We start from the raw sequence: 21133 nt of genomic DNA on the forward strand, positions 1-21133 counted from the left end.
GCGGGCGCGACCGCTCAGCGGGCGCGGCGCACCAGGCGGTCGACGTCGAGCAGGACGACGGCGCGGGCCTCGAGCCGCAGCCAGCCGCGGGAGGCGAAGTCGGCCAGCGCCTTGTTCACGGTCTCGCGCGAGGCGCCCACCAGCTGGGCGAGCTCCTCCTGGGTGAGGTCGTGCGCCACCAGCACGCCGGCGTCGGTCTGGCGCCCGAACCGGCGGGACAGGTCGAGCAGCGCCTTGGCCACCCGGCCGGGGACGTCGGAGAACACCAGGTCGGCGAGCGAGTCGTTGGTGCGGCGCAGCCGGCGGGCCAGCGCCTGCAGCAGGTGCCGCGCGACCTCGGGCCGCCCGCTGAGGAAGGCCTGCAGGTCGGCGTGGCCGAGGCCGACGACCTCGGCGTCGGAGACGGCGGTGGCGGTCGCGGTGCGCGGGCCGGGGTCGAACAGCGACAGCTCGCCGAACATCTCGCCGGGTCCGAGGACGGCCAGCAGGTTCTCGCGGCCGTCGCTGGAGGTGCGGCCGAGCTTGATCTTGCCCGCGGTGATGACGAACAGGCGGTCGCCGGCGTCGCCCTCGTCGAACAGCGCCTCGCCGCGCGGCAGGTCGACGCGCGCCATCGTCGCGAGCAGCGCGGCAGCGGCCTCGTCGTCGAGCGCAGCGAACAGGGGTGCCTTGCGCACCACGTCGTCGTCCACGGTTGCCTCCCGTTGGTCGGGGGGCAGTCTGCCAGTCAGGCGGGCAGCAGGTCGCGGTGACGTGCGGCCAGCGACTCGACCATCTCGGACGTCGCCTCGTCGCAGGCCACCTCGAGGGCGTCCTCGTAGGCGGTCAGGCGGCGCAGGGCCTCCCGCAGCGCGGGCAGCGAGGTACCGAGGTCGAGGTCGCGGCTCTGCGCGATCAGGGCCGTCACCTCCTCGACGGACGGCGGGACCGGCGACCCGGCGAGCAGGTCGGCCGCACCGGGCTCGGTGTGCGCACCCACGGCCTGCGCGACGGCCAGGTCGAGACGGGCCTGCAGCAGCCGGCGCAGGTAGCGGCAGCGCTCCCGCTCGGCCCGCAGCTCGTGGCGGCGCTCGCGCGCCGGGGCGGCGGTGGCGTCGTCCCGGGTGCAGGTCCCGGGGCCCGAGAAGGTCGTGGTCACGGAGCAGGGATCGTCCGCATCCCGGGACGCCTTGAGCCGCAGGCGGTCACGTCACCCGTGCGGGCCAGCACGCTCGGTGGTCCCCGTCACGCGGCCTCGCGCGCCCCGTCCGGCACGCGTCCGGCGCCCGTCGGGCCCGTCCGTCCGACCCGGCCCGTAGGCTCGCACCGTGCGCTCCGTCCCCCCGACCGCGACCGGCCGGAAGCGGCAGGCCCGCCGCATCCACCGCGCCCTCGCCGAGCGGTACCCCGACGCCCACTGCGAGCTCGACTTCCGCACGCCCCTGGAGCTGCTCGTCGCGACCGTGCTGTCGGCGCAGACCACCGACGTCCGGGTCAACCAGGTCACGCCCGCGCTGTTCGCCCGGTACCCGGACGCCGCTGCGTACGCCGCGGCCGACCGTGCCGAGCTCGAGGAGCTGATCCGCCCGACGGGGTTCTTCCGGGCCAAGGCGAACTCGCTGATCACGCTGGGTGCCGCGCTGGTCGAGCGGTTCGACGGCGAGGTGCCGGGACGGCTGAAGGACCTCGTCACGCTGCCGGGCGTCGGGCGCAAGACGGCGAACGTCGTCCTGGGCGACGCGTTCGGCGTCCCGGGCATCACGGTCGACACCCACGTCGGACGCCTCGCGCGCCGGTTCGGCTGGACCGAGCAGGAGGACCCCGTCAAGGCCGAGCACGAGATCGGCGCGCTGTTCGAGCGGCGCGACTGGACGATGCTGTCGCACCGGCTGATCTTCCACGGCCGCCGCACCTGCCACGCCCGCAAGCCGGCGTGCGGGGCGTGCCCCGTCACCGCCGACTGCCCGTCCTACGGCGCCGGCGAGACCGACCCGGTCAAGGCCGCGACGCTGATCCGGTACGAGCAGGTCGAACCCGCCGCGGAGCCCGGGTGAGCCTGCCGTCGTGGGCGCGGCGGCTCGAGCAGGTCGTGCCCACCGTCGACGCCGGCGACCTGTCGCGGTTCGTGCCCCCGCCCGGCACCGAGCACCGGCGCGCGGCGGTGCTCATGCTGTTCGGTCCGGGCGAGGCGGGCGCGGGCGAGGTCGTCCTGCTCGAGCGCTCGGCCGACCTGCGCTCGCACGCGGGCCAGGTGGCGTTCCCCGGCGGCGCGCTCGACCCGGGCGAGACGCCCGAGCAGGCGGCGCTGCGCGAGGCCGACGAGGAGACCTCGCTCGACCCCACCGGCGTGCGGGTGCTGGGGTCGCTGCCCGAGCTGTTCCTGCCGCCGTCCGGCTTCGCGGTCACCCCGGTCGTGGCGTGGTGGGAGCGTCCGCACGAGCTGGCCGTGCGCGACCCCGTCGAGGTGGCGCGGGTGGCGCGGGTGCCGCTGCCCGAGCTGCTCGACCCGGCGAACCGGTTCAGCACCGAGCTGCGCGGGTTCCGCGGGCCGGGGTTCACCGCGGGCGGCCTGTTCGTCTGGGGCTTCACCGCGGGCCTGCTGAGCCGCCTGCTCGACGTGGCCGGCATCGGCGAGCCGTGGGACGAGGACCGGGTCCTGCCCGTGCCGGCCGCCCAGCTGCGCGAGGTCGAGCACCAGGTCGAGCCGTGACCGGTTCGCTCGTGGTCGACCTGCTGCTGCTGGCGCTGCTGCTCACCTACCTGGTCTCCGGCTGGCGGCGCGGCGCGGTCGCGGGGGTGCTCTCGCTCGCCGGGCTGGTGGGCGGCGCCGCGCTCGGCCTGCTGGTGGTGCCGATGCTCGTCGGGGGTCTCGAGCCCGGCGTGCGACGTTCGCTGGTGGTGCTCGCGGGCATCGTCGCGCTGGCGGCGCTCGGCCAGCTCGTCGGCGACCTGGTGGGCCGGCGCGGGCGCCGCTCGCTGCCCGAGGGGGCGGCCCGCTCGGTCGACTCCGTGCTCGGGGCGGCGGTGTCGGTCGTGGTGGTCGCCGTGCTGCTGACCGTGCTGCTCGCCGCCGGCCGCGGCGCGCCGGTACCCGCCCTGTCGCGCGCGGTGGCCGGCTCGGCCGTCGCGCAGACCCTCGACCGGTTCGTCCCGGACGCCGTGACCGGCGCCGCCGACGGCCTCGCGCGCAGCGTCGCCGGCGACTTCCCGCGGGCCTTCGCGGGTCTCGCGCCGGAGGTGATCGTCCCGGTCGAGCCGCCCGACCCCGCCGAGGTCGGCGACGTCGCCGCCCGCGTGGGCGGCAGCACGCTGAAGGTGTCGGGCCCGACCGACGGGTGCGACACCGTCCAGGAGGGCAGCGGGTTCGTGGTGTCGCCGCAGCGGGTCGTCACGAACGCGCACGTGGTGGCGGGGGTGCCGCGCCCGACGGTGCAGGTGCTCGGGCAGGGGCCCGAGCTCGAGGCCACCGTGGTGCTCTTCGACCCCGACCGCGACCTCGCGGTGCTGGCGGTGCCCGACCTCGACGCCGCACCGCTGGCGCGCGGCACCGAGCTCGCGCCGGGCGACGCAGCCGCCGTCCTCGGCTACCCGCTCGACGACCCGTACACCTCGAGCCCGGCGCGGGTGCGCCAGGTGCTCGACGCCGCCGGCGAGGACATCTACGGCGACGAGGGCGTCACCCGCGAGATCTACTCGCTCTACGCGACGGTGCGGCAGGGCAACTCGGGCGGTCCGGTGGTCGACCCCGAGGGACGCCTGGTCGGCGTGGTCTTCGCGGCCTCGCTCGACGACCCGAGCACCGGGTACGCCCTCACCCTCGACGAGGCGGCACCGGTGCTCGACCAGGCGCCCGGCCTGTCGTCGCCGGTGTCGACCGGACCCTGCTCCCGGCACTGAGTCGCACGAAGCCGGGAGCCGTTGCCGCTCAGTCGAGGTCGCGCAGCCACTCCACCAGCAGGGCGTCGACCTCGTCCGGTGCCTCCTCGGCCAGGAAGTGCCCGGCGCCCTCGAGCAGGTGCCAGGAGTAGTCGCCGCGCACCCACCGCGACGACCCGCGCGCCTGCCGCGGGCTCACCTGGCCGTCGAGCTCGCCGTGCAGCTGCAGCACGGGCACGCCGATCGTCCGGCGCAGCGTGCGGGTGAAGCGCAGGCCGTCGCCGCGCAGCCGCGACCGGAACGCCCACCGGTAGTACTCCATCGCGCTGTGCGCCACCGACGGGATGCGCATCGCGCGCTCGTAGGTGTCGGCGACCTCGGGCGTCGGCCAGCCGGGGGCGCCCCAGCGGTGCAGCAGCTCGGTGACCAGACCGCCTGCCACCAGGCGCCGTTCGGGCTGGATGGGGGTCTGGAACGCGAGCGCGTGGCGCAGCCGCCCCACGTTCGCGGCGTCGTCGAGCGCGGTCAGCGTGCGCAGCGGGTGCGCGGTGCCGACGCTGGCCACGGCCCGCACCGTCCGCGGCTGGGTGTGCGGGAGCGACCACGCGATCCACGCGCCCCAGCCGTGCCCGACCACCGTGACCCGCTGGTTCGTCAGCGTGCGCACGACGCCCGCCACGTCGGCCGCGAGGGTGAAGGTGTCGTAGCCGCGAGGCGGCTTGTCGCTGCCGCCGTAGCCGCGCAGGTCCATCGCGACGGCACGGAATCCGCTGTGCGGCAACGTCGTCAGCTGGTGGCGCCAGGCCCACCAGAACTGCGGGAAGCCGTGCAGCAGCAGCACGACCGGCACGTCGTCCGAGGCGTCGGGCAGCGAGTCGACGACGTGGAAGCGCGCGCCGTTCGCGGAGACGAACCGGTGCTCCCAGGGCCCCTCGACGAGGACGTGCGAGGCGTCGGTGCTCACCGGCGGCCCCCGGGTTCGCCCCCGGTCACGCGTGGTGCGGGTCGTGCCCCTTGAGGGCCTCGACCGAGTCCTTCGCGCTGTCGATCGTGCGCTGCGGGGCGCTCACGAGCCTCAGCCGCGCGCGGCCGACCAGGGCGAGCACCGCCGCGACGACCAGGAGCACGCCGGTGACGACCAGGAAGCCGGCCCAGGTGGGCAGACCGGCGGCCACCAGGCCGTAGGCGGCGGCGACGCAGAGCAGGATGAACGCGATCAGGGCGAAGAACGCCGCGCCCGCGAGCAGGCCCGCGCCCAGGCCGCCCTTGGTCACGTCGGCCTTGACCTCGGCCTTGGCGAGCGAGATCTCGGCGCGCAGCAGGTCGGACAGCTGGTGGCTGATGTCGGCGACGAGCTGGCCGATGCTGCGCTCGTCCGTGGCGGGCGGGCCCGCCTGCTTGGTGACGTCCACCGGATCCTCCTGGGATGACGTTGGTCCGGAACCGTCCCGACTCTAGGGGGTGCGACCGCCGGGGGCCTCCCGGCGCGGCCCCTGCTGGTAGACGTCCGGGATGCCGTCCCGGTCCTCGTCGAGGGTCTCGGCCTCGTGCAGCCGCCTGTACACGCGGTTGCGGCTGCTGAGCACGGCCGCGGCGAGCAGCGCGGACACCAGCGAGCCGGTGAGCACGGCCGCCTTGACGTGGTCGTCGCGGTCGCTGCCCTGGCCGAAGGCGAGCTCGCCCACGAGCAGGCTGACGGTGAACCCGATGCCGGCGAGCAGGCCGAGACCGAGCAGGTCCGTCCAGGTCAGCTCGTCGTCGAGCTCGGCCCTGGTCAGGCGCGAGACCAGGAAGGTGGTGCCGACGACACCGACGACCTTGCCGAGCACCAGGCCGAGGGTCACGCCGATCGCGACGCGGTCGGTGAGCGTCTCGACGAACGCGCCGCCCACGACGGTGACGCCGGCCGCCATGAACGCGAAGACGGGGACGGCGAACCCCGCCGACAGGGGTCGTACGCGCCGCTCGAACCGCCCCGCCAGGCACTCCTCCTCGTCGGTGCGGCGCGCCGCGGGGACGGCGAACCCGAGCAGGACGCCGGCGATCGTGGCGTGGATGCCGCTCTCGTGCATCAGCACCCAGGCCAGCACGCCGAGCGGTACCAGCACCCACCAGGCGGTGACCCGGCGGCGGGTCAGGAGGGCGAACACCGCCACGACGAGCAGCGCCCCGGCGAGGGGCAGCAGCGACAGCGTCTCGGTGTAGAAGATCGCGATGATGGTGATGGCCAGCAGGTCGTCGACGACCGCGAGCGTCAGCAGGAACGCCCGCAGCCCGCTCGGCAGGTGCGACCCGATGACCGCGAGCACCGCCAGCGCGAACGCGATGTCGGTCGCCGTGGGGATCGCCCAGCCGCGCAGCGCGTCCCCGCCGGTGTCGAGGTTGACCAGCGTGTAGACCACGGCCGGCGCCACCATCCCGCCCACGGCCGCCAGGATGGGCACCGCCGCCCGCCGCGGGTCGCGCAGCTCGCCGTCGACGACCTCGCGCTTCAGCTCGAGCCCGACGACGAAGAAGAAGATCGCGAGCAGCCCGTCGGCCGCCCAGGTGGCCAGGCTCAGGTCGAGGTGCAGCGCCGAGGGGCCGACCGTGGTGTCGCGCAGCGCGGTGTACCCCTCGCGCCACGGCGAGTTGGCCCACAGCAGCGCGACGGCGGCACCCGCGAGCAGCAGCGCGCCGCCCACGGTCTCGGTGCGCAGCACCTGCGCGACGAAGCTCGCCTCGCGCCAGGAGTCGGCGCGGCGGAACAGCGTCCGGACGGACGGCTGGGGCTCGGACACGGGACCTCGCTCGGGGTCGACGACTGGCTCGACGCCGCCCCGTCGTGACCCGCCACGCGGCGGGTGGGCGGCGTGCCGACCAGACTTCCCGGCTCACCTGGTGCCGACCCTACCCGCGTCGACGCCAGGACGCCGCCAGTGGTTGCTCCGGTGGAGGTGGAGCAACCACTCGCGGCGCCGTGGTCGCAGCGGTCAGTCGTCGGCGGACGTGCCGGAGTCGAGGCCGCTCTTGATCAGGTCCATGACCGTGTTGTCGGCGAGGGTCGTGACGTCGCCGACCTCGCGGTGCTCGGCGACGTCCTTGAGCAGGCGGCGCATGATCTTGCCCGACCGGGTCTTCGGCAGCTCGGGGACGACCATGATCTGGCGCGGCTTGGCGATAGCGCCGATCTCCTTCGCGACGTGGTCGCGCAGCTCCTTGACGATGTCGTCGCCCTGCTCGGCTCCGCCGCGCAGGATGACGAAGGCGCAGACGGCCTGGCCGGTGGTCTCGTCAGCGGCGCCGACGACGGCGGCCTCGGCGACCTTCGGGTGCGACACCAGGGCCGACTCGATCTCGGTGGTCGAGAGCCGGTGGCCCGACACGTTCATGACGTCGTCGACCCGGCCGAGCAGCCAGATGTCGCCGTCGGCGTCCTTCTTCGCGCCGTCGCCGGCGAAGTACATGCCCTCGAAGCGCGACCAGTAGGTCTCCTTGTAGCGCTCCGGGTCGCCCCAGATGCCGCGCAGCATCGACGGCCACGGGTCGGTGAGGACGAGGTACCCGCCGCCGCCGTCCGGCACGGGCGTCGCCGAGTCGTCGAGGACGTCGATCGAGATGCCCGGCAGCGCGACCTGGGCCGACCCCGGCTTCGCGGTCGTGACGCCCGGCAGCGGGCTGATCATGATCGCGCCGGTCTCGGTCTGCCACCAGGTGTCGACCACGGGCGTGCGGTCGCCGCCGATGACCCGCCGGTACCAGACCCACGCCTCGGGGTTGATCGGCTCACCGACCGACCCGAGCACCCGCAGCGAGGTGAGGTCGTGCTCGGCGGGGATCTGCTCGCCCCACTTCATGAACGTCCGGATCGCGGTGGGGGCGGTGTAGAGGATCGTCACGCCGTACTTGGCGACGATCTCCCACCAGCGGCCCTGGTGCGGGGTGTCGGGCGTGCCCTCGTACATCACCTGCGTGACGCCGTTCGCGAGCGGCCCGTACACGATGTAGGAGTGGCCGGTGACCCAGCCGACGTCGGCGGTGCACCAGTACACGTCGGTGTCGGCGTGCAGGTCGAAGACGTTCCTGTGCGTGTATGACGTCTGGGTCAGGTAGCCACCCGAGGTGTGCAGGATGCCCTTCGGCTTCCCGGTCGTCCCGGACGTGTAGAGGATGAACAGCGGGTGCTCGCTGTCGAACGCCTGCGGCGTGTGGTCGGCCGAGGCCGCGCCGACGACGTCGTCCCACCACACGTCGACCGCGTCGTCCCACTCGACGTCCTGCCCGGTGCGCTTGACCACCAGCACCTTCTGGACGCTGCCGCCGCTCGCCTTGGCGAGCGCGCCGTCGACGGCGGTCTTCAGGGCGAACGGCTTGCCGCGGCGGTAGCCGCCGTCGGAGGTGATGACGAGCTTGGCCTCGGCGTCGTCGATGCGGGACGCCAGCGCGTCGGCCGAGAAGCCGCCGAACACCACCGAGTGCGCGGCCCCGATGCGGGCGCAGGCGAGCATCGAGATCGCGGCCTCGGGGATCATCGGCAGGTAGATCGCGACCCGGTCGCCGGCCTCGACGCCGAGCTCGGTGAGGGCGTTGGCCGCCTTCGACACCTCGTCCTTGAGGTCGCTGTAGGTGAGCGTGCGGGTGTCGCCCGGCTCGCCCTCGAAGTGGATGGCGACGCGGTCGCCCAGGCCGTTCTCGACGTGCCGGTCGACGCAGTTGTAGGCGACGTTCAGCCGGCCGCCCACGAACCACTTCGCGAACGGCGCCTCGCTCCAGTCGAGGGTCTGCTCGAAGTCGGTCTCCCAGCTGAGCAGCTCACGAGCCTGATTGGCCCAGAACGCCTCTCGGTCGGCCGCGGCCTCGTCGTACAGGTCGGCCTTGGCGATCGCCTGCGCGGCGAACGTCTCGGAGGGCGGGAACCGCCGGTCCTCGGTCGACAGGTTCTCGAGGGCCTGGCTGCTGGCGTTGTCGGACATCGTCGTCCCTCCGGTCGGCGTGCACCATCGCGCGGGGTCGGGTCCCCGCGCACGACCCTAGCCAGCGACGCGCTCCCGGGTCACCCGCGCGGTCCGGCGCTGCGACGAGCGGGCCGTCCGCGTCGACGGGCGGTCGGGTGCGGACGTGGTGGGGTGTGGACGGGGAACCGCCCGGCCCCGCGCGCCGTCGGTACCGTGACCGGCGCTCCCGCCCAGGTCGGTCGGGACGAGGGGGAGGACCACCATGACCCAGCAGCCAGCCGCCGGGGCGCCCGCGACCTGGGCGGCGCCGCAGCCGGGCACCGCGCACGAGCCGCCGACCCACGCGACGCAGACGCACGAGCCCGCCCGGCGCCGCGGCGCCGGCGCCTGGACCGGGCTGGTCCTGCTCGGGGCCCTCGCCTGCCTGCTCGCGTGGACGTTCACCCCGCTGGCCGCCCGCCTGCTCCAGCTGCCCGACCTGGGGGTCCGGGGCCTGGTGTTCGGCGTGACGCCGACCTCGTTCGCCCTCGGCACGGGGCCGTTCCTCAACATCCTGCTGCTGGGCGTCGCCGTCGCGGCGCTGGTGACGCGCCGCGCCCTCGGGACGCTCGCGGCGGTCGGGGTCGCGCTGCTGCTCGGCTGCCTCGGTCACGTCGCCGCCCCGCTGCTGTACTCCGCGCCCGCGCGGCCGGTGCCCGTCGTGGTGGGGCTGCTGCTGACCGCGCTGGTGGTGCTGCCGCTCGCCGCGCTCGTCGGCCTGCTGGCCCGCACCCCGTGGGGCCGGCTGGTGGTCGTGGCCGCGGTGCTCGCGCCCACGCTGCTGGTCGTCCTGCAGCAGACCGTGTTCCTCCTCGGTGGCGCCCGGGTGACCACGCGGGTGCCGTCGCTGGTCGTCCTCGGGCTGGTGGTCGCGCTCGTCGTGGCCGTCGCCGTCGGCGGCGGGCGCGCGCGCCCCGCGGAGTCCGCGGCCCGGCTCGGGGTCGCGCTCGTGCTGCTCCTGGTCGGCGGGGCGCTGCTGCCGCTGCTGTCGTCCGGCCTGCTCGCGCTGTTCGCCGGCACCCTCCCGCGCGACCTCGGCGGCGGGATGCGCGTGCCGACCGGCCCCGGGCTCGACCAGCTGCTCGTGCCGTTCCAGGCGATGCGGGTCACCTGGCCGGCCTGGGTCGGGGGGCTCGTCGCCGGCGCGCTCGCCGGCGGCGGGGTGCTGCTCGCCCGCCGCGCGCGGAACCCCCGGACGTGAGACGTCCCCGCCCCCGTTCCGGCCGGGTGCGCTCGGCGGAACGGGGACGGGGACGCGGGTCCAGCGTAGGACGCCGGACGGTCACCCGGTGAGGGCGGTCAGTGCGAGGTGGCCTTCTCGGCACCCGCACCGGTCATCGAGCGGACCTCCATCTCGGCGGCCTTCTCGTCGTGGTCGGCCTCGGGCTTGCTGGTGACCGTCCCGAGCCAGCCCAGGAAGAAGGCCAGCGGGATCGAGACGATCCCCGGGTTGTCGAGCGGGAACCAGTGGAAGTCGATCGCCGCGTTCTTGATCATCGACGCGGACAGCCCGGTGACCGGGTCGGCCGGCTTCCCGGACACCACCGGGGAGAAGATGATCAGGACGACGCAGGTGATCAGGCCGCCGTACATCGACCAGAGCGCGCCGCGCGTGTTGAACCGCTTCCAGAACAGCGAGTAGAGGATCGTCGGCAGGTTCGCGCTCGCGGCCACGGCGAAGGCCAGGGCGACGAGGAACGCGATGTTCTGCCCGAGGGCGAACGCCCCGCCCACGATCGCGACCAGGCCGATGACGACCACGGTGATGCGCGCGACCTTCACCTCGCCGTCGGGCGAGACCTGGCCGTGCTTGATCACGCTCGCGTAGATGTCGTGCGCGAACGAGGTGGCCGCCGTGATCGCGAGCCCCGCCACCACGGCGAGGATCGTGGCGAAGGCCACCGCGGAGATGATCCCGAGCAGGATCGGACCGCCGAGCTCGTACGCGAGCAGCGGTGCGGCGGAGTTCGCCCCACCGGGTGCGGCCTTGATCTCCGTCGGGCCGACGATGGCGCCGGCGCCGTAGCCCAGCACCAGGCTGAACAGGTAGAACAGGCCGATCAGCCAGATCGCCCACACCACGCTGCGCCGGGCCTCCTTGGCGGAGGGCACGGTGTAGAAGCGCATCAGGACGTGCGGCAGGCCGGCGGTGCCGAGCACCAGGGCCAGCGACAGCGAGATGAAGTCGAGCGGGTTCTTGCCGTACTGCTTCATCGGGTTGAGCAGCGCCTCGGCGCCCTCGACGCCCTCGCTGTTCGCCCGCTCCACCGATGCGCCCAGCAGCGACGACAGGTTGACGCCGTACTTGGCCAGCACCCACACGGTCATCAGGCCGGCGCCCGCGATGAGCAGCACCGCCTTGATGATCTGCACCCAGGTGGTGCCCTTCATGCCGCCGACGAGGACGTAGACGATCATCAGCACGCCGACGACGAACACGACGGCGTACTGCGCGGCCTGGCCGGTGACGCCGAGCAGCAGCGCGACGAGGCCTCCGGCGCCTGCCATCTGGGCCAGCAGGTAGAAGAAGCAGACCGCGAGCGTGCACAGCGCCGCCGCCATCCGCACCGGCCGCTGCTTGAGCCGGAACGACAGCACGTCGGCCATCGTGAACTTGCCCGTGTTACGCAGCAGCTCGGCCACCAGGAGCAGCGCGACGAGCCACGCCACCAGGAAGCCGATCGAGTAGAGGAAGCCGTCGTAGCCGTTCAGGGCGATGGCGCCGGCGATCCCGAGGAAGCTGGCGGCCGACAGGTAGTCGCCCGCGATCGCGGTGCCGTTCTGCGGGCCGGTGAACGAGCGCCCGCCCGCGTAGAAGTCGGCGGCGGTGGCGTTGTTGCGCGAGGCGCGGATGACGATCGTCAGGGTGACGACGACGAACAGCCCGAAGATCGCGATGTTGAGGACGGGGTTGCCGACGTCGACGGCGGGGGCGAGGTGGACGGTGCTCATGCCGCGCTCCCCTCGACGCGGGCGCGCAGCGCCTCGGCCTGCGGGTCGTACTTCCGGTTGGCCCAGCTGCGGTACGCCATCGTGATGGCGAACGTCGAGACGAACTGGCCCAGGCCGAGGAGCAGGCCGATGTTCACGTTGCCGAACACCTTGGTGCTCATGAAGCCGGGCGCGTAGGCGGCCAGCAGCACGTACAGGAAGTACCAGACGAGGAACAGCGCGGTCATCGGGAAGATGAACGAGCGGAAGGTGCGCTTCAGCCCGGCGAACTCCGGGCTGTCGGCCACCTCCTGGTGGACGGCGCGGTGGTGCCCGTCCCCGGTGGGTTTGGTGAGCGAGTCCGACACGAGACCTCCTGGACGTCAGCCACCCCGACCGCGGCGTCGGGGCCGGGGCAACTGTGGCGGCGGTCACGCCGCCGCCGCAGCAGGCCACGTCGGCGGCTCGGCAGGCGGTCGCCGTCGTCGCCGTGCGGTCGTCTCGCGCGACGAACGGTCGCGCCCGCCGCGGACGGTGAACGCCGGGCGGCGGGCGGGCGGGACGGCGTCGACGGTCCGGTGAAGCCTCGGCGCCTGCGCCCGGATCCGGGTCTGCCGTGCTCGTCGCGGGGGCACGCTGGTGCCGTGGTGCTGCAGACCGGCTACGACGACGGCCCCTGGCCGCGGGTGGTGTCGCACCGCGGGGGCGCGGCCCTGGCGCCGGAGAGCACGGCCGGGGCCTTCACCGGCTCGCTCGCCCTGGGCGTCGACCACCTCGAGACCGACGTGCGGGTCACCGCGGACGGCGTCGCCGTCGCGTTCCACGACGAGCGGGTCGACCGGGTCACCGACGTGCGGGGACCGGTGCGCGACCTGCCGTGGGCGGCGCTCGCCCGCGCACGGGTGCGGGCGCCGGGCGTCCCCGGCGAGGGACGGGTGCTCACCCTCGAGGACGCGCTGGGCACGTTCGACGAGGCGCGGTTCGCGGTCGACCTCAAGACCCCGGAGGCGGTCGCGCCGCTGGCCCGCGCGCTGCGGCGCACGCGTTCTGCGCACCGGGTGTGCGTCGCCGGCGCCTGGGACGGGTGGCTCGCCGACGTGCGCGCGGCGTGCGACCCGGCTCCTGCGACCGCGCTCGGCTGGGGCGCGCTGGGAGCGCTCGTCCTGTGCGCCCGGACGGGCGTGCGCGCGCCGGTCGCCCTCGCGACCGGCGGGTACGTGCACCTGCCGTGGCGGTGGGGACGGCTGCCCCTGCTCGCGGACGAGCGGCTCCGCCGCGGGGTCGTGGACCGGGCCGGCGACCTGGGCGTGCGGGTCGTGGCCTGGACGGTGGACGACCCCGGGCGGGCGCGCCGGCTGCTGGACGACGGCGTCGCGGCGGTGATCACCGACCGCCCGGACCTGCTGGCGCCCCTCGTGGGCGCTGCCGGACGATCAGCCGCGCAGCTGCACGACCTCGAAGTCGGCTGAGGGCGAGGCGATCTCGTCCTGCGCGTCGATGAGCCGGATCTCGCGGTGCCCGGCCTCGACGGTCGCCTTCAGCACGCCGAACACCGACGCCGCCGTGCGGCCCAGTGCCACCTCGAGCCCGTCGGTGAGCAGGTGCGCCAGGAACAGGGCCGCGGTCGCGTCGCCGGCGCCGTTCACGCTCAGCGGCAGCAGCGGGGTGGTGACGGTGAGGGCGCGGGTGCCGTCCGAGGCGAGCATCGACACGGTGTCGTCGGTCGCGTCCGGCAGCTGCACGCTGGTGACCAGCACGGTGGCCGGGCCCTTGGCGTGCAGCTCGTCGACGGCGGTGAGCAGGTCTGCGGCGGAGGCGATCTCGCCGGGCTCGCGACCGGTGAGGAACTCCAGCTCGAACTGGTTGGGCGTCACGACGTCGGCCGCGGGCACCACCCGGTCGCGCATGAGCTCGGGGATGCCGGGCCGCACGAAGAAGCCGCGGCCGACGTCGCCCATGACGGGGTCGCAGCAGTAGACGGCGCGCGGGTTGGCGGCGCGCACCTTGGCCACGGCCTCGAGCACGACCTCGCCGACCGCCTCGCCGCCCTGGTACCCGGTGAGCACGGCGTCGCAGGTGGGCAGCACGCCGCGCTCCTCGATGCCGGTGATGACGTCGGCGACGTCGGCCGGGTCGAGCAGGGGGCCGCGCCAGGCGCCGTAGCCGGTGTGGTTCGAGAAGTGCACGGTGTTGACCGCCCACACCTCGTGCCCGAGCCGCTGCAGCGGGAACACCGCCGAGGAGTTGCCGGCGTGACCGTAGGCGACGGACGACTGGATCGACAGGATGCGCACGACGTCCAGGGTAGTGACCGCGGTCGTCAGCGGCCCGGGTCGGCGGGACGCCTGCCGCGCAGGCGGCGGTCGACGTCCACGGCCTCGGGGGTGTGCATGCGCACCATCGAGCGGCCGACGCTGTCGGGGACGGACGAGCGGGTCAGCCGCGACACCACCACCATCGTCGCGAACGCGAGCGGCATGGTCCACGCGGCGGGCTGCTCGAGCAGCACCTCGAGCCACGCCGGCGCGGGCACCTGCAGCAGCGTCGCCAGCACCGCCGCGCTCGAGGTGGCGCCACCGACCGCGAGGCCCCACAGCGTCCCCGCCGGGGTGAGACCGCGCCACCAGATGCCCAGCAGCAGCAGCGGGCAGAACGTCGAGGCGGCCACGGCGAACGCCAGGCCCACCGTCCCAGCGAGCGAGGCCGACGAGGCGCCGACGAGGGTCAGCACCAGGGGGACGACGACGGCGACGACCGTCCCGAGGCGGAACAGCGCGACCGGGCGCCAGTCGCGGCGCGCGGCGAGCCCGCCGAGCAGGTCGCGGGAGATGACGCCTGCGACCGACACCACCAGCCCGGACGAGGTCGACAGGAACGCGGCGAACGCCCCGGCGACGAGCAGCGCCGACAGCAGCTCGCCCCACGGCGAGGGCAGCATCCGCGCGGGCAGCTCGAGCACGACGGTGTCGGCGCGGCCGGTGAGCAGCAGGTCGGGCGCGTACACGCGTCCGAGCGCGCCGTAGACCGGGGGCCAGAGGTAGAAGAGGCCGAGCAGGCCGATCACGATGGCGGTCGTGCGGCGCGCGGCCCGGCCGTCGGGGTTGGTGTAGAAGCGCACGAGCACGTGCGGCAGGCCCATCGTCCCGAACAGCAGGGCGAGCACCAGCGAGTACGTGCTGTAGAGCGGGTGCTCGGTGCCGCCGGCGCCGGACAGCGGTGCGGCCCAGTCCCTCCCGTCGCTCGCCTCGACCGGTGCGGCGTGCGGGACGGGCGTGCCGGCGGCCATCGAGACGGTCGTGCCCGCGGCGAGCAGCGCCTCGTCGCCGGCGTCGAGCGGGAGCCGCCCGGTGCGCTCGCGACCGTCGACGGTGCCGTCGACGAGCAGCACCGCCGGGGCCTCGGCGCGCACCCGCACCTGGGCGGGCAGCACGGTCGTGGTCGCCTCCCGCGTCACCGCGGGACCGGCGGTGGTCGGGTCGGGCGAGCCGTCGGCGTGCCACGCGAGCGCGAGGAAGAGCACCGGCGTCGCGATCGCGGTGACCTTGAGCCAGTACTGGAAGGCCTGGACGAGGGTGATCGAGCGCATGCCCCCGGCGACGACGTTGAGCACGACGACGGCCGCCACGAGCGCGGCGCCGAGCGCCACGGGCGAGCCGGTGACGGCCCGCAGCGCGACGCCCGCACCCTGCATCTGCGGCAGCAGGTACAGCCAGCCGATGCCGACGACGAGCAGCGCCGAGGCGTACCGCACCCGCGTCGAGGCGAGTCGCGACTGCGCGAAGTCGGGCAGCGTGTAGGCGCCCGAGCGGCGCAGCGGTGCCGCGACCAGGGCGAGCAGCACGAGGTAGCCCGCGGTGTAGCCGACGGCGAACCACAGCATGTCGACGCCGCCGGTGAGCACGAGCCCCGCGACGCCGAGGAAGCTCGCCGCCGACAGGTACTCGCCCCCGATGGCCGAGGCGTTCGCGCGCGGCGAGACCGCACGCGACGCGACGTAGAAGTCGCTGGTGGTGCGCGAGACGGTGACGCCGAGCGCGCCGATGGCCGCGGTGGCGAGGCACACCAGCGCGACGGCGGCGACGCCGAGGACGGGGTCGGTCACCGGCGTCGCACCAGCTCGGCGAAGTCGCGCTCGGTGCGCTCGGCGGCCCACACGCAGACCCACGCGGTGAGCGCGATCGCCGGGTACGCGAGCACGCCGAGCAGCAGCCAGGGGAGCGGGATCCCGAGCACGTCGTACGCCGCGAGGCCGGGCGCGAGCAGGAACAGCAGCGGCAGGCCGCCGACGGTGACGACGAACGCGGCCAGCACCGCGAGGCCGAGCCGCAGCTGGCTGCGCACGAGCGAGCTGATGTAGAGCTCGCCGAGCTCGGTCTGCTCGTCGATGTCGGTCTCGGGCGAGCGGGGCGGCACCGCGCGGGCGGCACCGGTGCGCGGGCTGGTGACGCGCACCCGCCGGGGCGCCGGCTGGCGCCCGGGGCCGCGCGACGCGGGACGCTCGCTCACGGAGGTGATCCTGCCCGCTGCGTCACGGCGGCGGCGCGAACCGCGCCCACACCGCGCGGTGGTCCGTGCCCGGGACGACGACCGTGCCCGCGTCGACGACCGGCAGGCCGTGGGCGAGCACGTGGTCGAGCTGGACGAACGCCGGGAACGGGTACTCCACCGGCCAGGTGCGCACCCACCCGGCACCCACCTGCGCGTGCGCGTCGTCGAGCACGCCGGTGAGGCCGCGGAACACCGGGTGGTCGGTGCTCGCGTTGAGGTCGCCGGCGAGCACGACGGGCGTGCCGGCGTCGACCGCCTCGCGCGACCAGGTGGTGAGGTCCTCGACCTCGGTGTGCCACAGGGGCGGGTAGCGCACGGGTGGGGTCGGGTGCGCCGCGCGCACCAGCACGTCGCCGCCGGGGGCGCGCACCGTGGCGGCGGGTTGCGCGAACCGGCTCGTACCGACCGGCTCCTCGGTCAGCGGGTACCGGCTGAGGACCGCCGACCCCTCGGGGCCGGGGCCGGCGAGCACCACCCGCTCGGGCAGCGCGTCGAGCCCGGCGTCGTCGAGCCCGTCGGCCGCGGCCGGGGTGAGCTCGACGAGCACCAGCACGTCGACGCCGAGGGCGTCGACCGCGTCCGCGACGCGGGTCAGGTCGCCCTGCCCGAGCTCGAGGTTGGCGGCCATCACGACCAGGTCGTCGTCAGACGGCGCCGCGCGCTCGCCGGGGACGAAGGCCGGGACGGCGACCGCCACGTGCACGACCGCCAGCACCGCCACCACCGCGGTCGCGAGCCGCTGGCGGTTGACCGTGACGAGCAGGAGCAGCACGAGCACACCGGCGCCGACGACCCAGCGGAGCGACTGCAGGGCGACCGGCACGACCGGTCCGGCGAGGTCGACCCAGCGCAGCGACGTGGCGACGGCCGCCGGGACGACCGCGAACCACGCCAGCACCGCGGCCACGGTGCGCAGCGGGTGCCTCTCGGTGGGCGGCTCGTCCGGGCCCCTCACCGGCCGGACCGGATGCGCAGCAGGCTCTCCCGCAGCTCGCGGGTGTGCCGGCGGCTCACGACGAGGGTGTCGTCGCCGAGGACGACCGTGCAGCGGCCGCCGTCGATGCGCACCTCCTCGACGTGCGGCAGCGACACCAGCGTCGAGCGGTGGATGCGGACGAAACCCGCTGCACCCCAGCGCTCCTCGAGTGTGCTGAGCGGTACGCGGATCAGGTGGGTGCCCGTGTCGGTGTGCAGCCGCGCGTAGTCGCCCTGCGCCTCGACGTACCGCACCGACGAGCGCTGGACGAAGCGGGTGACGCCGCCCAGCTCGACCGGGATGGTCTCGTCGGGCTCGGCCGGTGCCGCCGGTGCCTCGCTGCCGTCGAGCACCCGGCTCAGCGCCTCGTGCAGCCGCTCGGGCCGCACCGGCTTCATCAGGTAGTCGGTGGCGGCCAGCTCGAAGGCGTCGACGGCGTGCTGGTCGTACGCGGTGACGAACACGACCTGCGGCCGGCGGCTGAACCGGGCGAGCACGCGGGCGAGGTCGAGGCCGTCGAGCCCGGGCATCTTGATGTCGCTGAGCACGACGTCGACCTCGTGCTCCTCGAGCAGGCGCAGGGCCTCGGTCGCGCCGCCGGCCGTCACGACCTCGCCGACGCGCTCGTCCTGGCGCAGCAGCCACTCCAGCTCGGCGAGCGCGGGTGCCTCGTCGTCGACGACGAGGACGCGCAGCTTCGCCGGGACGCTCACCGGGCGGCGGCCTTCCACGCGTCCTTGCCGAGGCGGGCGCCGAGCAGCGCGCCCAGCGCGTAGGCGGGCTCGCCGAGCTCGACGGTGTGCTGGCCGGCCTGGATCTTCCACGTCCGGCCGTCGGTGGTGCGCAGGTCGAGCTTCCACCCGCTCAGCGACGCACGCAGCTGCGCCGCCACGAGGTCGTCGGTGTCGATCCACGTGCACAGCTTGTCCTGCCGGGCCGCGCCGACGCCGCCCTCGAGCAGCGCGCCGACGCGCTCGGCCTCCTGCTTCGCGCGCCGGCCGGTGGCGTTGCCGAGCGCCTTGCGGCCGAGGCCGCCCTTCGGCACCCGCACCAGCAGCAGGCCGGTGTCGCACAGCACGAGGCTGAGCTCCTTGGTGGCGCTCTCGTGCACCATGATCCAGGCCGCCTGGGCCAGCGGCTCCGGCTCGGCCTCGACCTTCGTCTCGTTCTCGAGGTCGACCCCTTTGCCGCGCAACCACTCCCGCAGCGCGGGCACGTGGTCGGGGCGCTGCGCCACCGGGCGGACGGCGTCCTCGAAGCGCACCTCGCGACCGTCCGGCATGACCAGCGAGAACGGCTCGTCCCAGCCCGGTTCCCACGAGAACCGCACGCGCGCACCGGCTTGCGTGATGAGCGCGTGCCCCACGGCGGCGCCCAGCATGGCCGTGAGCACGTCGTCCTCGGCCTTCGCCCGGTGCTCCGCGGCGACGCCCGGGTTGACGAGCGGGGCGACCATCGCGCGACCGCGTCCCTGCTCGACCGCGTCGAGCAGCGTCGAGAGGGCGGGGCTGTCGACGGTGCGCGTCTGCAGCGCCGCACGGGCCAGGTGCCCGGCGTTCGCCGCGAGCACCGCCGACCCCGCCGCGTCGGCGACCTGCTCCCACGGCTGCGCCGGCGCGTCGATCTCGAGCAGGTGCCGCTCCACGGCGTCGAGGGCGGCGGGGGCCTGCTGCGGGTCGGTGCCGAGCACCGTCCACGCCGGGGCCGACAGCGTCGGGTCAGCGGGCTCGGGCGCGCCCGCGGCGGCCTGCTTCTCGAACCGCTCGACCCGCACGCCGACCGGCGGGTGCGAGTCGAAGGCCGAGGTGCGGCGCTCGGCCAGCACCTGGTCGACGTTCGCGCCGAACGCCTCGCGGCGGGCGTCGAGCAGGGCGCGGACGCCGGTCGTCAGCGGCGGCCGGCCGTGGGCGCCGTCCTGCACCACCCCGGCGTACTCGTCGGCCAGCACGGTCCAGGCGGCGTCGGCGGCCACCACCGCGCGCAGCGCGCTCGCCGCGGTGGCGGGGCCGGCGACGCGGGCGGAGTAGGCGTCGGCCTCGTGCTCCTGGTCGCGGTTCGACGCGGCGGCGACGGCGAGGTAGACGTAGGCGAGCAGCCGCACCAGCCAGCCGACGAGCCCACCCGTCCCCTGCGCCATCGCGACGACGAAGTCGCGACCCTTGTACGTGAGGGCGGCGAGCCGGGTGTGCCCGGCGCCGTAGTGGCCGAGCTCGTGCGCGAGCACCGAGCGCAGCTCGCCCCGGGTGAGGACGGCGAGCAGCGGCAGGCCCACGAGCAGCTCGCGCCGACCGCCGACCTCGTGCACCGCGGCGTTGACCGTGCCGTCGACGACGACCCGGCTCGGCGCCGCGGTCTGCAGGCCGGCCGCGAGCTCGCGCACCTCCTGCCACAGCCGCGGGTGCTCGTGCTCGTCGAGGCGCAGCCCCTCGAACGGCTGCGGGCGGCCCTTCCACACCGAGCGCAGGGCGGCGACCAGGCCGATCACGAGTACCAGGCCCAGCCAGAACAGCACCTGCACGCCGATGCCGAACAGCTCGTTCCGGAAGGCCAGCAGCGCCAGCACCACCACCCCGACGAGCAGCCCGAGCACGGCGACGGGGAACAGCCCCAGCACCACGAGCGCGAGCACCGCGCGCACCTTCGCCACAGCGTCCTCCGTGCGACCGGCGCGACCGGCTCGCCGGCGCGCGTCCTCCCCCTGACGTCGGCCAGTGTCCCGCACGCCGCGTCGGTCCGGTGGGCGATCCGACCCGGGGGCGGTGGACGCGCCCGCACGCCCACTCCGCGCAGCCGGTGGTCACCCCGCGCACGTCGCACCCTGTGCGACGTGGCGATCGGGTGCGCGGAGTGCTGCGCCCGCCTAGCGGACGCTCGCCCGCGGGCTGTACTTCGGGACGCGGAACGACACCTTCGTCCCGGCGCCCGGCGCGGTCTCGACGACCAGGCCCGCGTCGTCGCCGAACACCTGGCGCAGCCGCGAGTCGACGTTGCCGAGGCCCACCGAGTCGGCCTCGGACTCGCCCGCCAGCACGCGGCGCACGTCCTCGGGGTCCGAGCCCACCCCGTCGTCCTCGACGCTGATCAGCGCCTCGGTACCGACGTCCTCGGCGACGAGCGTGACGTGGCCGACACCCTCGCGACCCTCGAGGCCGTGCCGCACCGCGTTCTCGACCAGCGGCTGCACCGACAGGAAGGGGATCGCCACCTGCAGCACCTCCGGCGCGACCCGCAGCCGCACGTCGAGCCGCTCTCCGAACCGGGCCTTCTCGAGCACGAGGTAGCGCTCGACGTTGCTGAGCTCGTCCGCGAGCGAGGTGAACTCGCCGCCGCGCCGGAACGCGTACCGGGTGAAGTCGGCGAACTCCAGCAGCAGGTCGCGGGCGCGGTCGGGGTCGGTGCGCACGAACGAGGCGATCGCGTTCAGCGAGTTGTAGACGAAGTGCGGGCTGATCTGGGCGCGCAGCGCCCGCAGCTCGGCCTCGATCGCGCGGGTGCGCGAGCGGTCGAGCTCGGCCAGCTCGAGGTTCGCCGACACCCAGTTCGCGACCTCCTCGGCCGCGCGCACCAGCCCGGCGGCGGGACGCTCGCCGTACGCCGCCAGGGCCCCGACCACGCGCCCGTCGGCCACCAGCGGGACGACGACCGCGTGCTGCACCGGGCAGGTCGGCTCGGTGCAGGCCACCTGCGCGGGCGACAGGACGACCGCCCGTCCGCCCTGCATCACCTCGGCGGCGTGGTCGGCCGCGGCGTAGGCGTGGTGGGCGGCGCCGGTGCCCTCCCACGAGAGCAGCCGCCCGCCCGCGGTCAGCGCCACGGCCGGCGTCCCGAGCAGCGCCCGCAGGTGCCGGGC

General features: G+C 75.0%; 20 protein-coding genes. 5 read left to right on the forward strand and 15 right to left on the reverse strand.

Going from position 1 to position 21133, the window contains the following annotated elements; genetic code table 11:
• Positions 1-14: 14 nt before the first annotated feature.
• Together ACYVKY_RS17080 and ACYVKY_RS17085 are read right to left on the reverse strand one after the other, a co-directional pair.
• Positions 15-692 carry a Crp/Fnr family transcriptional regulator gene (locus ACYVKY_RS17080; protein ID WP_460436181.1) on the reverse strand — a complete coding sequence of 226 codons (678 nt, stop codon included), beginning with the start codon at positions 690-692 and terminating at the stop codon, positions 15-17.
• A gap of 35 nt (positions 693-727) precedes the next feature.
• Positions 728-1138 (reverse strand): hypothetical protein, encoded by a 411-nt coding sequence (locus tag ACYVKY_RS17085; RefSeq protein WP_460436182.1) that lies wholly within the window; start codon positions 1136-1138, stop codon positions 728-730.
• Positions 1139-1307: 169 nt separating this feature from the next.
• On the opposite strand from ACYVKY_RS17085, the gene nth reads away from it, so the two are divergent.
• The 3 genes from nth to ACYVKY_RS17100 are packed head-to-tail and all read left to right on the forward strand — an operon-like array spanning position 1308 to position 3876.
• Positions 1308-2033 carry an endonuclease III domain-containing protein gene (gene nth / locus ACYVKY_RS17090; protein ID WP_460436183.1) on the forward strand — a complete coding sequence of 242 codons (726 nt, stop codon included), beginning with the start codon at positions 1308-1310 and terminating at the stop codon, positions 2031-2033.
• On the forward strand, positions 2030-2689 hold the full coding sequence (locus ACYVKY_RS17095) for an NUDIX hydrolase (protein WP_460436184.1): 660 nt from the start codon (positions 2030-2032) through the stop codon (positions 2687-2689). The genes nth and ACYVKY_RS17095 overlap by 4 nt, the downstream gene beginning before the upstream one ends.
• Entirely contained in the window at positions 2686-3876 is a 1191-nt protein-coding gene (locus ACYVKY_RS17100; protein ID WP_460436185.1) for a MarP family serine protease, read from the forward strand. Before ACYVKY_RS17095 ends, ACYVKY_RS17100 begins: the two co-directional genes overlap by 4 nt.
• A 28-nt stretch (positions 3877-3904) precedes the next feature.
• On the opposite strand, the gene ACYVKY_RS17105 is transcribed toward ACYVKY_RS17100, so the two are convergent.
• The 4 genes from ACYVKY_RS17105 to acs form a co-directional block, all read right to left on the reverse strand.
• The gene (locus tag ACYVKY_RS17105; protein ID WP_460436186.1) at positions 3905-4819 is read right to left on the reverse strand and encodes an alpha/beta fold hydrolase; all 915 of its coding nucleotides are present in this window, start codon (positions 4817-4819) and stop codon (positions 3905-3907) included.
• Positions 4820-4844: 25 nt separating this feature from the next.
• On the reverse strand, positions 4845-5267 hold the full coding sequence (locus ACYVKY_RS17110) for a phage holin family protein (protein WP_460436187.1): 423 nt from the start codon (positions 5265-5267) through the stop codon (positions 4845-4847).
• Between the two features lie 42 nt (positions 5268-5309).
• The gene (nhaA, locus tag ACYVKY_RS17115; RefSeq protein ID WP_460436188.1) at positions 5310-6635 is read right to left on the reverse strand and encodes a Na+/H+ antiporter NhaA; all 1326 of its coding nucleotides are present in this window, start codon (positions 6633-6635) and stop codon (positions 5310-5312) included.
• Positions 6636-6827: 192 nt separating this feature from the next.
• On the reverse strand, positions 6828-8807 hold the full coding sequence (gene acs, locus ACYVKY_RS17120; protein ID WP_460436189.1) for an acetate--CoA ligase: 1980 nt from the start codon (positions 8805-8807) through the stop codon (positions 6828-6830).
• Positions 8808-9051: 244 nt separating this feature from the next.
• Between acs and ACYVKY_RS17125 the strand changes: the two genes are divergently transcribed.
• Positions 9052-10029 carry a hypothetical protein gene (locus ACYVKY_RS17125; RefSeq protein ID WP_460436190.1) on the forward strand — a complete coding sequence of 326 codons (978 nt, stop codon included), beginning with the start codon at positions 9052-9054 and terminating at the stop codon, positions 10027-10029.
• Between the two features lie 98 nt (positions 10030-10127).
• Here ACYVKY_RS17125 and ACYVKY_RS17130 read toward each other — a convergent pair whose 3' ends face one another.
• Positions 10128-11780 (reverse strand): solute symporter family protein, encoded by a 1653-nt coding sequence (locus tag ACYVKY_RS17130; protein ID WP_460436191.1) that lies wholly within the window; start codon positions 11778-11780, stop codon positions 10128-10130.
• Complete coding sequence (locus ACYVKY_RS17135) at positions 11777-12067, reverse strand: DUF485 domain-containing protein (protein ID WP_460436202.1); 291 nt, start codon at positions 12065-12067, stop codon at positions 11777-11779. Before ACYVKY_RS17135 ends, ACYVKY_RS17130 begins: the two co-directional genes overlap by 4 nt.
• Before the next feature lie 336 nt (positions 12068-12403).
• Between ACYVKY_RS17135 and ACYVKY_RS17140 the strand changes: the two genes are divergently transcribed.
• On the forward strand, positions 12404-13228 hold the full coding sequence (locus tag ACYVKY_RS17140) for a PI-PLC domain-containing protein (RefSeq protein WP_460436192.1): 825 nt from the start codon (positions 12404-12406) through the stop codon (positions 13226-13228).
• Here ACYVKY_RS17140 and pdxY read toward each other — a convergent pair.
• From pdxY to ACYVKY_RS17175, 7 genes are all read right to left on the reverse strand, one after another.
• Positions 13193-14053: a pyridoxal kinase PdxY gene (pdxY, locus tag ACYVKY_RS17145; RefSeq protein ID WP_460436193.1), complete on the reverse strand. Its 861-nt coding sequence runs from the start codon at positions 14051-14053 to the stop codon at positions 13193-13195. The genes ACYVKY_RS17140 and pdxY overlap by 36 nt on opposite strands.
• 26 nt (positions 14054-14079) lie before the next feature.
• The gene (locus tag ACYVKY_RS17150) at positions 14080-15861 is read right to left on the reverse strand and encodes a sodium/solute symporter (RefSeq protein ID WP_460436194.1); all 1782 of its coding nucleotides are present in this window, start codon (positions 15859-15861) and stop codon (positions 14080-14082) included.
• Positions 15858-16265, reverse strand: a complete 408-nt coding sequence (locus ACYVKY_RS17155; RefSeq protein ID WP_460436195.1) for a DUF485 domain-containing protein — start codon at positions 16263-16265, stop codon at positions 15858-15860. Before ACYVKY_RS17155 ends, ACYVKY_RS17150 begins: the two co-directional genes overlap by 4 nt.
• Positions 16266-16287: 22 nt before the next feature.
• Positions 16288-17262 carry an endonuclease/exonuclease/phosphatase family protein gene (locus ACYVKY_RS17160; RefSeq protein ID WP_460436196.1) on the reverse strand — a complete coding sequence of 325 codons (975 nt, stop codon included), beginning with the start codon at positions 17260-17262 and terminating at the stop codon, positions 16288-16290.
• Positions 17259-17996: a LytR/AlgR family response regulator transcription factor gene (locus ACYVKY_RS17165; RefSeq protein WP_460436197.1), complete on the reverse strand. Its 738-nt coding sequence runs from the start codon at positions 17994-17996 to the stop codon at positions 17259-17261. The genes ACYVKY_RS17160 and ACYVKY_RS17165 overlap by 4 nt, the downstream gene beginning before the upstream one ends.
• Positions 17993-19930: a M48 family metalloprotease gene (locus ACYVKY_RS17170; protein ID WP_460436198.1), complete on the reverse strand. Its 1938-nt coding sequence runs from the start codon at positions 19928-19930 to the stop codon at positions 17993-17995. Before ACYVKY_RS17170 ends, ACYVKY_RS17165 begins: the two co-directional genes overlap by 4 nt.
• Before the next feature lie 213 nt (positions 19931-20143).
• Positions 20144-21133: sensor histidine kinase (locus ACYVKY_RS17175; protein ID WP_460436199.1), on the reverse strand; the 990-nt coding region annotated here is incomplete at its 5' end.

This window comes from Angustibacter speluncae (assembly GCF_054777815.1).